Genomic DNA, 13,107 nt, shown 5'->3' on the forward strand with positions numbered 1-13,107 from the left:
TTAAGTTCCCAGGATTATGTGTGTAATTTGTAATTTATTATATTCTAAGCTTGATACGAATACTGAAACTTCGTTTGAGCAAGATCAAGCCCCAGCCGAGCAAAATTTACTCCTGAATCAGTCACTTATAGAAATAGTGGCGTCAAATCAGGATGTGGAAACGAGTAGCACAACGTCCACAGACGATAACGTAACATCCACGACTACGCTTGGTTTTGAAGAGGTCACTGATGAAGCGGGAATATCTTATGCCGGACTTACCTATGGTTCAGCTTGGGGTGATTTCAACGGAGACAGTTTTCCTGATCTCTGGGTTAATAATCACTTTAATCATCCTGGCATTTTATATCTAAACCAGAAAGATGGCACTTTTTCTGATGCTACCTCTACCGTCTTCTTGCTAGAAGAATTAACAGCAGGTTCAGGACTAAGCTCTGATCATCATGGAGCAACATGGGTAGATTTCGATAATGATGGAGACCAGGATTTATTACAGCTTGTCGGTTCACCGACAACGGAACCGAATTTATTGTTTGTTAATGAGGGAGGTGTACTCAGAGATCAGGCGCCAGAATTAGGTTTAGCTTACGCCAGCGCCAAGGCACAAGGTCCTATTTGGTTTGACTTTGATAATGATGGTTTGCTCGATCTTTTCCATGGCTCTACCTCAAGATCAGATGGTCTTGACCCGACAACAGTTTTTCGCCAAACCAGTAATGGTTTTGAGAATGTTGGTTCGGTTGTTGTCCCCGGACTTGAATCAGAGACTGTAAAATTTGGTACTTTATCCGATCTCTCTGGAGATGGTGTTTTAGATCTTGTATTGCCCCAAGACAAAACGATTTTTGACACAACGTCCACACCGTTTCCCGACATAACCTCTAGTTTATTATCAAGTATACATTTGCTCTCTGGTAGCGATATTGTGTCGGCTGACTTCAATGGCGATCTGCGTCAAGATCTCTATTTTACGCGCCGAGGTAGAAATGTAGAGGTAGGTCAAGTTAACTCTAACGAGTTTAGAGGATTTCTTGAATCAGATGGTAATGCAACAGGTGTCCAATTCAATACAACCGGAGATGTCACCTTTAAATTTGCCTTGGCTTCCGCTAACAATATTTTTATCGGATCTAGCGGATTTAATCCCACTCCGGTTGACAACTTTAGTGAATTCACCTTATCTCCAGATGATCCCAATGTAGTCGGCGTTTATCCTTATCAGCCTGGTGTTGATCAAGGAATTTATATTGGCTATGACCCCAGCCTACAGCGTTGGCAAATCTTTACCTCAATTAATCGAGAAGGTATTCGGGTTGAAGCGACTCAGCCAATTTCTGAATTAACAGCTTTGGGTTTTGATCCTAATCCTTCTTTTCCCTCGGATCGACTATTGCTTAATACCGATCAAGGATTAGTAGATTTTAGTAGCGAAGCTGGTATCAATACTATCAATAGCCCTAGCAACAGCGTAACGGCTGGTGATTTTGACAACGATATGGATATAGACCTCTATCTTGTTGCCACGGGGTCAGCTTTAAACCGAGAAAATATCCTGCTTGAGAATCAAGGAGATGGCACATTTCTTCCGGTGTCAAATGCTGGGGGAGCAGTCGGTTCTAATTTGGGATTGGGTGATGCGGTAACGACGGCTGACTACGATCTCGATGGTTTTCTCGACTTATTCGTTACCAATGGTTTTGTGGAAGGTACGCCATTGTATAGTGATGATGGTCCCCACCAGCTTTTCCGCAACCAAGGCAATGGCAATAACTGGCTGCAAATTGACCTAGAAGGCACAGTTTCCAACCGAGACGGAATTGGCGCACGAGTATTTGTGACGTCTGGAGGCGTTACCCAACTGCGTGAACAATCTGGAGGAATTCATAAGTGGGCGCAAAATCACCAGCGCATCCATTTTGGACTGGCTGAGAATACCCAAGTAGATTTATTAGAAATTCATTGGCCCAGTGGGATTGTTCAACAACTGGAAAACGTCTCAGCGAATCAGTTAATTACAGTTTTAGAAGCAGATAACAGCAACGTAAATACGGCTCCAATCGCCATAGATGACGATGCAACCACTACTGAAAATACACCGGTCAATATCGATGTGTTGAGTAACGATAGCGATGCTGAGGCAGATGCACTCTCGCTGAGTATCGTGACCCCTCCCACCAACGGTACTGCTGTAGTTGATGACAACGATACCCCTGATGATTTGAGTGACGATTTTATCACCTATACTCCGGCTGTAGATTTCACAGGTACTGATCAATTTGAGTATCAGGTTGATGATCTCCAGAGTACAGATACCGCCACAGTTAACCTGACAATCAACCCGTTCACCAAAACGTCTATTCGGATCGAAGCTGAAGACTATGTAACTGGCGGTCAAGGTATCAGTTATTATGACACCACGAAAAAGAATTTTGGCGGTGCTTATCGCAATGATCCGGTGGATATTCAAGCCACATCTGATGTGGGTGGAGGTTTTAATGTTGGCTGGACTGACGCCGGGGAATGGCTAACCTATGACTTCACTGTACCCAAGTCTGGTCTATACAATTTAGTGGCTCGTGTCGCTAGTGGCAAGGATGGTATTCACAGTTTCAATGTTACAGTTGATGGACAAACAGAAACCTTTGAATTTGACAAAACGGGTGACTGGCAGACCTGGCAAAATGTAGGTGTCGAAGGTCTTAACCTTTCGGCTGGCTCTCAACAATTACGAGTCGATATCCTCAACGGGGATTTTAATCTTAATTATCTGGAGTTTATCCCAGCTCTAGAAGATAACACAATAAATGGTACGGCTGATGATGATACGCTTGACGGTACCGATGATGATGATATTATCAACGGCTTTAATGGTAGGGACATCCTCAAGGGAGCCTCTGGTAAAGATACCCTAAATGGCGGCGATAAGCGGGACGTGCTTTATGGCGGTGGTGGTGAGGATATTCTTAATGGTGATGCTGGCAATGATAATCTTAATGGCGGGTTTAGCGATGATATTCTCAATGGTGGTCTTAGAAATGACTTACTTATTGGTGGGTTCGGCAATGACACGCTTACAGGAGGCGAAGGGTCTGATCGATTCCGTTTTTTCCGAACAACGGATGGAGTAGACACGATTACTGACTTCTCTGTAGCAGATGACGAAATTCAGGTTAAGGGTAAAAGAATGGGTGGTGATCTGGTAAAGGGTGTCCTTAGCGCCGAACAGTTTGTGCTGGGAACAACCGCATTAGATAGCGAGGATCGCTTTATTTATGACCAAACTACAGGTAATCTATTCTTTGATATCGATGGCGCTGGCGGTAGTGACCAAATCTTGCTAGCAACGTTGTCTAACCAAGCCAACATCAGTTTTGCCGATATTGTGGTCTTTTAACCTACCTTGGCTCTACCCCACCCTAACCCTCCCCTTGGTAAGGGGAGGGAACCGGAAGGGAACATTTCCCCCCTTAGCAAGGGGGGATTAAGGGGGGTTAAGATTAAGGCGACGAAATTCAAAGTCTTACAGCGAAAGTTTTCACCTTAAGTTGACACGGATGGACATTGCCGTTCCCCTACTATATGTGGCGTTTGTGCGTAAGTCCGGGAAAAAATAAATGTTTAAAGAGGGAGCATCGTCAGTCATGGATATTGACTATAATGTCATTTTAGGTTGTCCCCGATCCGGAACAACTTTTTTACTTGATTCTCTAAAACCTTTACCGCATTCAGAATGTATTTCTGGGCATTTACTGCCGATTGTCATTCCCCACCTGATCAATCGTGACCTCGGTGCTGAAACCTATCAAGCACTTTTGACTGGATTTGAGTTCTCTTTGATCGATTTTCTGGAATCCATTTCCGAAGAACGAGTTTCGGCAATCCACAGATGGCTAACTCAGTCAATGGGGACAACAGAACTGATTCAGGCGTTGCAACGAAAACGGGTTATTGAACGGATCATTTATAAAGAGCCTTTTCTCAGTTTTGCCCCAGAATTTACCTACAAGGCTTTACCCAATTGTCGCATTGTCCATATCTACCGCGATGGTCGAGATTGTGCCGATTCGCTGATCCGAAAATACGATGTATTGACGGATGAAAAGTTAACCCACTTGCGGACAGCCGAAGTCCCTCTTGGTCGTAACTATGATCACCGTTATGTTCCCTGGTGGGTTGATCCAGGTTTAGAAGCAGAATTTCTGGCGGCTACACCTTACGTAAGAGCGATTTGGATGTGGAAAGAAATGGTACGCCGCTGTTATGAGTTCTTTTCTCGTCCCGATATTATCGCCAGTAAGCGGGTCTTGTTATTGAAATATGAAGACTTAGCGCGTGATCCAATTCACTATGGAGAAGCCGTTGTTGCCCATTTTGGTTGTCGCCTAAATAATCAGTTGCGCCAAAAATTTAAGCAAGCCAGAACTAGCTCAATTAGCATCTATAAACGACGCGATCGCGCCGAAATTGCCGCCGCTGAACAAGTGGCTAAGTCTGAACTGGCGCTTTATGGTTATTTATAGGGCTAAGTCAAAACCTCAGTGTTCACTGTACCCGGTTATGAACGATGACAATGCCTAATTTTCTGATTATTGGTGCAGCCAAAGCGGGAACGACGTCCCTCTATTCCTACTTAAATCAGCATCCCCAAGTTTATATGAGTCCAGTGAAAGAACCCCGGTTTTTCACCCCAGAGCTTTATAGTATTTACAATAACGGGGTGAGAGATAATGGGCGAAGAACGGCTTTGACGTTAGAACAATATTGTCAACTTTTTCAAGGAGTCTCAACTGAAATCGCTATTGGGGAAGCGTCTACCGAGTATCTTTATATTCCTAAAGCGCCGGAACGGATCAAAAGCCACATCCCCAATGCTAAAATCATTGCCATCCTTCGCAATCCAGTAGAACGAGCGTTTTCGGCGTTTCTTTATCAGTTTCGAGATGGCGTGGAAACTCTGACGTTTCAGCAAGCTCTTCAAGAAGAAGGAAAGCGGATTCAAGCGGGGTTTCGACCCGGATGGCACTACAAACAGGTGGGGTTTTATTCCAGTCAGGTTAAACGATATTTGGATGGTTTTGCTCCAGAACAGATAAGGATATATTTGTATGATGATCTATCATCAGATGGCTTGACGGTTGTTCAAAATATCTATAGATTTTTAGCGATAGACGATACATTTACTCCGGACTTTAAGCGAGAAAATGTATCAGGGATTCCTAAACGAAGATGGTTACAGAACTTGTTTACTAAAGATAATCCACTAAAATTAGCATTGAAACCTTTATTTTCGGAAAAATTACGTGTTGCCATTCGCGAGAGGGTCAAAAAACAAAATTTAGGAGCTAAACCTATTCTATTACCTGAGATTCGACAAGAGTTGGTCGAAGTGTATAGAGAAGATATTGAAAAGCTGCAAGCCCTTATACAGCGAGACCTTTCGGCTTGGCTGAAATAGGCGAATAGTTCTGTAATGGCTGAGGGAGCAATCAACAATCAACAATGAACCATGAACAATCAACAAATGACAAATCTATCATGAAGCTCGGTATTGTTACTCATCGTGTGGATAAAGGCGATGGTCAAGGCAGAGTCAATTATGAAGTAGTCAAAGAAGCGCTCCGTCTCGGTCATCACGTCACTCTCATCGCCAGTCAGATTGCGCTCGACTTGCAACAAAATAGTCAGGTTCAGTGGATTAATATCTCTGTCCAGAAATTGCCCACAGCATTGCTACGAAATCTGGTTTTTTCCTGGCGAAGTGCTCAGTGGTTAAGCAAACACCGGGATGAACTGGATGTAGTCAAAGTTAATGGTGCAATCACCAGTAGTCCCGGAGATATTAACGCCGTGCATTTCGTCCACAGTTCCTGGCTGCGATCGCCTGTGCATACTTGGCGTATCCGGCGTGATCCCTATGGGTTCTATCAGTGGCTTTACACGAAGCTGAATGCTGGCTGGGAAAAACAGGCATTTGTCCAAGCTAAAGTAGTTGTGGCAGTTTCGGAAAAGGTTAAGCAGGAACTGGTAGAGATGGGAATCCCACCCCAGTCTATTCAGGTGATTTTAAATGGGGTTGATTTGCAAGAGTTTCGTCCCACACGACGCGATCGCACTCCACTGGGTCTTCCTGAAGGCGTTATCCTGGCGTTTTTTGCCGGAGACATCCGCACCCCTCGAAAAAACTTAGATACGGTGCTGCACGCCTTAGTCGAAGTTCCTGAGTTACACCTAGCCGTTGCTGGAAGTACAGCCGGAAGTCCCTATCCTCAGCTCACCCAAAAGCTGAATCTAAGTCAACGAGTTCATTTTCTCGGCTATCGCAGCGATATTGCGGAAATCATGAACGCTGTGGATTTATTTGTGTTTCCCTCACGATATGAAGCTTGCACTCTGGTGCTGCTCGAAGCTATGGCGTCTGGACTCCCGGTGATTACCGCCGCCACAGCAGGTGGTGCAGAAATAGTTACTCCAGATTGTGGCATCGTTTTATCTGATCCGGATGATACACAGGCGTTGATCCAAGCCCTAAAAATCCTGACGATAACGCCAGAAAAAAGAAAACAAATGGGTCAAGCTGCCCGCCGTAAAGCTGAACAACATAGCTGGACAAATATGGCACACCGTTATGTTAAACTACTTAAATCATTAGGTTAAAATCAATAGTTATTTTATTAGTATTTAGCACAACCAAACTATTTAAAAAATAGTAATGCTTATCACCGTTACCATACCCACCTATCGCCGTCTGCCAGACCTAAAACGCTGTCTGGAGGCGCTGCAAAAGCAAACCCGACCCGCCAATCAAGTCTTGGTGATTATTCGTGACACAGATACAGAAACCTGGCAATTCTTTGAAACCTTTGACCCTAACGTTCTGCCACTGCGTACTGTAAAGGTAAAAGTGCCAGGAGTGGTGGCGGCAATGAATGCAGGTTTGGATGTTGCCCAGGGAGATATCATTGCCTTTACCGATGACGATGCGGCTCCCCATACCGATTGGTTGGCACGAATTGAACATCATTTTCTGTCTGATCCGCGCATTGGTGGTGTCGGGGGACGCGACATGATTTATTACCACGGTGAACTATGGACGACTGAAACTAAGCAGATTGTTGGTCGCCTGCAATGGTTTGGACGCTTAATTGGCAATCATCATCTTGGTATCGGTACCGCCCGAGACGTTGATGTTTTTAAGGGAGTTAACATGAGTTTTCGCCAGAGTGCAATTAAAGCATTACGCTTTGAAAAAAGAATGCGTGGTACAGGAGCGCAGGTAGACTTTGAAATTCCCTTTTGTTTGGCATTAAAACGAAATGGCTGGAAGTTAATTTACGATCCCAATGTTGTCGTCAATCACTATCCAGCACCGCGTTTTGACGAAGACCAACGCCATCAATTTAATCCCATTGCCTTAACTAATGCTGTCCATAATGAAACCTTAGCGTTGTTAGAACATTTACCACGTTTACAGCGGATTATTTTTATAGTGTGGGCAATTTTAGTGGGAACCCGCAAGTATCCCGGTTTTGTGCAATGGTTGCGATTTTTACCCAGTCAAGGTTCTTTAGCCGGACAACAATGGTTAGCGTCTATACAAGGACGATGGCAAGGGTGGTCAACCTGGAAAGAGTCAAGGATGAGCAAGAATGTCTAGAGATTGAGCCTGTTTGAAGAAGTTGAGAAAATAAATCAATCAATACACCTTATCACTCATGAACAAACCAGATTTTTTTATTGTCGGCGCACCGAAATGTGGAACAACCTCCCTTTGTAAATACCTGGATCAACACCCAGACGTTTTTATATCCAAATTCAAATAACCTAACCAATTTAGTTATGATTTGATCGAAAAACCGATAGATATCTCAAGTAAAAAACATGGCTTTATTTCGCGCTTATAAAAGAACTATAAGAACAATTTTCAGAGCAGGTAGAGTATTTTCAGAAGTAGAACAACTCAGTACTCTGATTGGACATGACCTAACTCACTGGAACCATCGTTAAATCAAAACCTTGAACTGCTTTGACTGGGGAGATATTCAGTGAGCGATAGACCACTACCTGCAAGTTTTCGCCTGGAGTTGCAACCCGCGCCCGCTTGGACAGCTATCTTAGCACTTGTCTTCTTCTGTGCGCTGTGTATTCTAGCAGGTGCTGGCAAGATACTAAACCTTGCTTTTCCAGTGGGGGCTTTCGCCGTCGGCTTGTTCCTATATTTTCGCTATCCAGTCCTTTACATTGGTTTTAGTTGGTGGATGTGGTTTTTGACACCTTTTGTCCGTCGCTTAGCCGATTATCGGAGTGGCTTTAGCAATCCCAGCCCGATTCTGTTAGCCCCTTTCCTGGTTACGTTAATTACTCTAACAACCCTTTGGCAAAATCTTCCCAAAACCCATCGCCAAGGTAGCTTACCTTTTGTTCTTTCAAGTGTCGGTGTATTCTATAGCTTTTGCGTGGGATTTATTTCAAAGACTCCCGTTGCGGCTTGCCTCGCCTTGTTGGAGTGGCTAGCACCAATCTTGTTAGGATATCACTTATTTTTGAATTGGCGCAATTACCCCGATTACCGCCAAAATATTCAGCGCGTTTTTGTCTGGGGTGTATTGGTGATGGGAGTGTATGGAATCATACAGTATGTGATCGTACCGGAGTGGGATCGATTTTGGTTGATTAATTCAGGGTTGGCAACTTCTGGCACTCCTGAACCTTTTGGATTCCGGGTGTGGAGTACACTCAATTCTACCGAACCTTTTGCCGCGATGATGGCAGCAGGTTTGCTACTGTTATTAAGTAATCATCAACAAAAATTTTTAAAGGTGCTGGCTTCAGTCGCTGGTTATTCAGGTTTATTGCTCACCTTTGCCCGTTCGAGTTGGTTGGGTTGGCTGGCAGGATTACTGACGCTGATCAGTTCTCTGAAGCCAAAGCAGCGCATCCGTTTAATCATTACCCTTTTGGCGATTCTAATTCTGGTTATTCCTTTATCGACGCTAGAACCCTTCTCCGAAAAAATCAGTGAGCGATTGGAAACCTTTTCCAGCCTTGGAGATGACAATAGTTTTCAGAACAGACAGGCTTATTTTAAAATGGTATTTGGAGATGCACTGAGCAGTGTTGTGGGTTTGGGAATCGGTGGCGTAGCGACGGATAACTCGATTTTAGTGATGCTTTTTCAGTTGGGTTGGATTGGCACAATTTTTTATATGGGAGGAATGAGCTTACTTATTTTTAGTTTGTTTCAAAGTTCTGAAGTGGGTTTCGATCCCTTTGCTGTTGCGGCTCGTGCTGTTGTGGTTAGCGCTGTGGTTAGACTGCCGATCAATGTGCCAATGCTGGGCGTATCGGGTACAATACTTTGGGGGTTTTTAGGACTCGGTCTAGCCGCTCATCAGTATCACCACCATCAACGTAAAATCAACTTGAAAGAGTCCTTGCCGCCAAATAAAATAAATTTATTGAAATAAGCTTATTTTAAAATTAAACTGGAGGTTGATAATGTCAGTTGAAAAACCTATTTTTATTCTCGGCGCTCCCCGTTCAGGAACAACGTGGTTAGGCAAAGCCTTCGACCAACATCCTGACCTCGCTTGCTGGGCAGAAATTAGTAACATTTGGATGTGGGGCAATACCCATAAAACAAATGATCAGCTCACCGAAAACGATCTAAATCCAAAAATTAAAGGTTATATTCAAAAAAGATTCGCTGAATACCTGGAAAAATATCACAAAAAACGAATTTGCGATAAGACGCCTAGGAATTGTCTACGCATTTCTTTTATACAGGCAGTCTTCCCGGATGCCAAAATTATTATGGTACTCCGGGATGGTCGTTCCGTAATTAATTCCACGAAAAAAGAATTGAATCGCCCCAAGAGTGTCCCTTGGAAGGAAGCCTATTCTCGACTCAAAGAAGTCCCAGTTTGGGAATGGTCGGTATTTCTGCCCCGGATCACATCTCGTCTCAAAAGAATGCTGGGTATTCCATTAGACTACTGGGGTGCAAAACCCCCAGGATGGCAAGAATGGGTTACCCAATATTCCCGTGAAGCATTGCTGGCAAAACAGTGGTCTGAAACAATGGAAATAGCGATTGCTGAAGGCAGAAAATTGCGTCCAGAAAATTATCTAGAAATACGCTATGAGGACTTGGTCAGTTCGCCGCAGGAGAAAATTCAGGAAATTGCGAATTTTGCTGAACTCGATTCTCCTGAGCCGATCATTAATTATGCCAGGTCAACTGCTGACCCATCGCGAACGAATAAGTGGAAAGATTCATTAGATCCAAACATACTTCAAGAGATCAAGGAAATCATGGAACCAACAATGTCTAAACTGGGATATCCCTGGTAAAATTATGATTTCTAACCAGTACTATGTCTGCTCCAAAAATCGAGAACCCATTGCTTGGAATCCTTGGCAAGAAGACTGCCATATCGTGCCTGAGTGTGCTTATTTTGGTAAGGTCTTTCAGGCGATGGAGAAGAAGTTGCAGGTACAGGGTTTAACCTTTTACCTTACCTGGGATATCTCTAAGCTGCCATCATACGGACAAAATGTGGTCGCTGTTGTCCAGGGGGATGAGTGGTGTCGCATTCCCCGCTATTTTCATCAGGTACGTGCTGTCTTTAAATGCTACGGTACGCGCCGTAGTCTAGGATGTAATCCCTTGCTCAACCCATCCTACGTCAATATTCTCACCCTCGGTCAATTTATGCTGATCTCGGTAGCACGTTTACCGGGTTTGCTCAATTATGGGTTTCAGGTGATTAAAAATTTACCTTCATCTCTGGCTAAGGTTCCACCGATTTATGATATCCCTCTCGGTTACTATAAACAATTGAAGTTGCCGATTAAAGATATCCATGAACGGTGTTATACTGTATTTTTTGCTGGCAGTTTAGCTCAAAAAAAGTATAGTAAAAAATCATTAAAATATTGGCTAAAAGATCCAAAAATTGTGTCTCGACAAAAAATGCTTGCGGTAATCGAGTCTCTTACGGATAAATACCCACACTTAAAATTTGAATTGTCAATTACACGGGGGTTCCATGCCACAACGGAGCAAGATGCCAGCAGCTATTCGGAGAAAATGATGGATACTAAAATATGTTTGGTTCCTAGAGGAACGTCTTTTGAAACCTATCGTTTCTTTGAGGCACTTAGATATGGTTGTGTTGTCATCACTGAAGCGTTACCTTCACGATGGTTTTATAATGGAGCGCCGACGATTCAGATTCAAGATTGGAGTGAGCTAGAGGCGGTATTGGAAAAGCTGACCAACGACCCATCCTTAATCCAGATGTTACATCACGAAGCATTGAACTGGTGGCAAACTAAATGTTCAGAAACAGTTGTGGGTCAGTATATTGCGGAAACGTTAAATCTCGGCGATTCCCCTTTATGAAGCTTTCATGACATTCTACCTATTGGAACAAATATAAACAGCTTAACCCTGTGGTGGGCAAGAGCAACGAACAATAATATAAGGCTGTAAAGGTTTATAACTCTTGCCCACCCTACGTCAAATCTAAATGTTCAGAAACAGGGGTGGGTCAGTACATGGCTGAAACGTTAAATGGAACCTAATCTGATTCGGAGTCTGGCACAAATTACTATGAGTAACCCTACGGCAAAATCTGCCTACATTCTCTGCGTCGGTAATGGCTGGTTACCCAAAATGCCAGGTGGACTCGATCGCTATGTCTACGAACTAACCCACAACCTCGCTGCTGGACAGGATACAGTGGAATTGTGCGGTGTGGGACTCCCACCAACTCCAGCCAACTCACCCCTAAAACTAACCAACTTTGCTGAACCTGATAGTCCCTTGTGGCAAAGGCTGTGGTCAACTCGCCGCCAATTTTTAAACCGACAAGCGCCGCCCCCGGATGCAATTAACTTACATTTTGCTCTTTACAGTTTGCCTCTGTTATCCATCTTCCCCGAAAAGGTACCAATTATCTTCACCTTTCACGGTCCTTGGGCAATGGAGAGTCATCTGGCAGGTAGCAACAATCTAGCGGTATTCGTCAAGCGGTGGATGGAACAGCGGGTTTATAATCGGTGCGATCGCTTCATTGTCCTCAGTCACGCCTTTGGTACAATTTTGCACCAATACTACCAGATTCCTTGGCACAAAATTCACATCATTCCCGGTGGTGTTGATACCCATCGATTTCAAGCCAATTTATCCCGTCAACAGGCGCGAGAACACTTCAACTGGCATCCAGATCGGATGATTTTGTTTACTCCCCGTCGCCTGGTTCAGCGCATGGGAATTGATATCCTCTTAACTGCCCTAGCTAAAATAACATCCAAGATACCCGATGTGTGGTTAGCGATCGCGGGCAAAGGAACCCTCCGAGAATCCTTGGAAAAACAAGCCACAGAATTAGGACTGCAAAACCACGTTAAATTCTTAGGGTTTTTACCCGATGAGCTTTTACCCATCGCCTATCAAGCCGCTGACTTGACCGTGATTCCCAGTCAGTCTCTGGAAGGATTTGGCTTAATTGTACTGGAATCTCTGGCATCGGGTACCCCAGTTCTGTGTACGCCTGTGGGGGGAATGCCAGAAATCGTAGCGCCGTTCTCTCCTGAACTAATCACAGACTCAGCCGATGAAGACGCGATCGCTCAAAAATTACAAGCATTACTAACCGGAGACATCTCGATGCCTTCTCGAACCGCTTGTCAGAACTATGCTTGCCACAATTTTAACTGGCATGACATTGCCCAGCAGGTGCGTGAAGTTCTGCTGTAAGTAGGTGGACATAATTAACGTGAACGGTGAAGATCGTTATTCGTCATTTGTCATTTGTCATACTCGCTTTCATCGAGAAGCAAGCTAAGTCATTTGTAAGGGTTTGAGCCTTGTTTGCAAAACTTAGTACAGTGTTGTTTTCTTTTTATCCTGACTGCCAAAATTATTGATCGACTGAACTTAACAAAATAAAGAAGACTATCGCATGGTAAAAATTATTCTCTATTTGTATGGAACAAGTTGTCCCCCAAGACTACTGGAAATCTTGTCCAGGTTCATCGGGTACAGTGCTATTCGTTGACTCAGCGCACATTTTCCATCGGGGTCAAGTGCCTATAGGCTCA

General features: G+C 44.0%; 10 protein-coding genes. All 10 read left to right on the forward strand.

What is annotated here, in order from left to right:
- The first annotated feature begins 16 nt into the window (after positions 1 to 16).
- Complete coding sequence (locus RIB93_RS09500; RefSeq protein WP_446372547.1) at positions 17 to 3,394, forward strand: FG-GAP-like repeat-containing protein; 3,378 nt, start codon at positions 17 to 19, stop codon at positions 3,392 to 3,394.
- Between the two features lie 220 nt (positions 3,395 to 3,614).
- Positions 3,615 to 4,520, forward strand: a complete 906-nt coding sequence (locus RIB93_RS09505) for a sulfotransferase (RefSeq protein ID WP_446372549.1) — start codon at positions 3,615 to 3,617, stop codon at positions 4,518 to 4,520.
- A gap of 44 nt (positions 4,521 to 4,564) precedes the next feature.
- Entirely contained in the window at positions 4,565 to 5,455 is an 891-nt protein-coding gene (locus tag RIB93_RS09510; RefSeq protein ID WP_446372551.1) for a sulfotransferase family protein, read from the forward strand.
- 80 nt (positions 5,456 to 5,535) lie between these two features.
- Positions 5,536 to 6,654 carry a glycosyltransferase family 4 protein gene (locus RIB93_RS09515; protein WP_446372553.1) on the forward strand — a complete coding sequence of 373 codons (1,119 nt, stop codon included), beginning with the start codon at positions 5,536 to 5,538 and terminating at the stop codon, positions 6,652 to 6,654.
- Between the two features lie 55 nt (positions 6,655 to 6,709).
- On the forward strand, positions 6,710 to 7,654 hold the full coding sequence (locus RIB93_RS09520) for a glycosyltransferase family 2 protein (RefSeq protein WP_446372555.1): 945 nt from the start codon (positions 6,710 to 6,712) through the stop codon (positions 7,652 to 7,654).
- A gap of 58 nt (positions 7,655 to 7,712) precedes the next feature.
- Positions 7,713 to 7,820, forward strand: coding sequence for a sulfotransferase (locus RIB93_RS09525; protein WP_446372557.1), 108 nt, complete (start codon positions 7,713 to 7,715; stop codon positions 7,818 to 7,820).
- Between the two features lie 222 nt (positions 7,821 to 8,042).
- Complete coding sequence (locus RIB93_RS09530) at positions 8,043 to 9,464, forward strand: O-antigen ligase domain-containing protein (RefSeq protein ID WP_446372559.1); 1,422 nt, start codon at positions 8,043 to 8,045, stop codon at positions 9,462 to 9,464.
- A gap of 31 nt (positions 9,465 to 9,495) precedes the next feature.
- Positions 9,496 to 10,350, forward strand: a complete 855-nt coding sequence (locus RIB93_RS09535) for a sulfotransferase family protein (protein ID WP_446372561.1) — start codon at positions 9,496 to 9,498, stop codon at positions 10,348 to 10,350.
- 4 nt (positions 10,351 to 10,354) lie between these two features.
- Positions 10,355 to 11,404: a glycosyltransferase family 1 protein gene (locus RIB93_RS09540; RefSeq protein ID WP_446372563.1), complete on the forward strand. Its 1,050-nt coding sequence runs from the start codon at positions 10,355 to 10,357 to the stop codon at positions 11,402 to 11,404.
- Between the two features lie 171 nt (positions 11,405 to 11,575).
- A complete protein-coding gene (locus RIB93_RS09545) occupies positions 11,576 to 12,763 on the forward strand; it encodes a glycosyltransferase family 4 protein (protein WP_446372565.1) in 1,188 nt (395 codons plus the stop codon).
- Positions 12,764 to 13,107: the final 344 nt, after the last annotated feature.

The sequence above is a fragment of the Coleofasciculus sp. D1-CHI-01 genome (assembly GCF_040218875.1).
Lineage (GTDB): Bacteria > Cyanobacteriota > Cyanobacteriia > Cyanobacteriales > Coleofasciculaceae > Coleofasciculus.

What these genes read in the sequence shown, in the direction of transcription:
- RIB93_RS09500 (WP_446372547.1), top strand. Translation starts at nt 17, where the DNA reads ATGTGTGTAATTTGTAATTTATTATATTCTAAGCTTGATACGAATACT.
- RIB93_RS09505 (WP_446372549.1), top strand. Translation starts at nt 3,615, where the DNA reads ATGTTTAAAGAGGGAGCATCGTCAGTCATGGATATTGACTATAATGTC.
- RIB93_RS09510 (WP_446372551.1), top strand. Translation starts at nt 4,565, where the DNA reads ATGACAATGCCTAATTTTCTGATTATTGGTGCAGCCAAAGCGGGAACG.
- RIB93_RS09515 (WP_446372553.1), top strand. Translation starts at nt 5,536, where the DNA reads ATGAAGCTCGGTATTGTTACTCATCGTGTGGATAAAGGCGATGGTCAA.
- RIB93_RS09520 (WP_446372555.1), top strand. Translation starts at nt 6,710, where the DNA reads ATGCTTATCACCGTTACCATACCCACCTATCGCCGTCTGCCAGACCTA.
- RIB93_RS09525 (WP_446372557.1), top strand. Translation starts at nt 7,713, where the DNA reads ATGAACAAACCAGATTTTTTTATTGTCGGCGCACCGAAATGTGGAACA.
- RIB93_RS09535 (WP_446372561.1), top strand. Translation starts at nt 9,496, where the DNA reads ATGTCAGTTGAAAAACCTATTTTTATTCTCGGCGCTCCCCGTTCAGGA.
- RIB93_RS09540 (WP_446372563.1), top strand. Translation starts at nt 10,355, where the DNA reads ATGATTTCTAACCAGTACTATGTCTGCTCCAAAAATCGAGAACCCATT.
- RIB93_RS09545 (WP_446372565.1), top strand. Translation starts at nt 11,576, where the DNA reads ATGGAACCTAATCTGATTCGGAGTCTGGCACAAATTACTATGAGTAAC.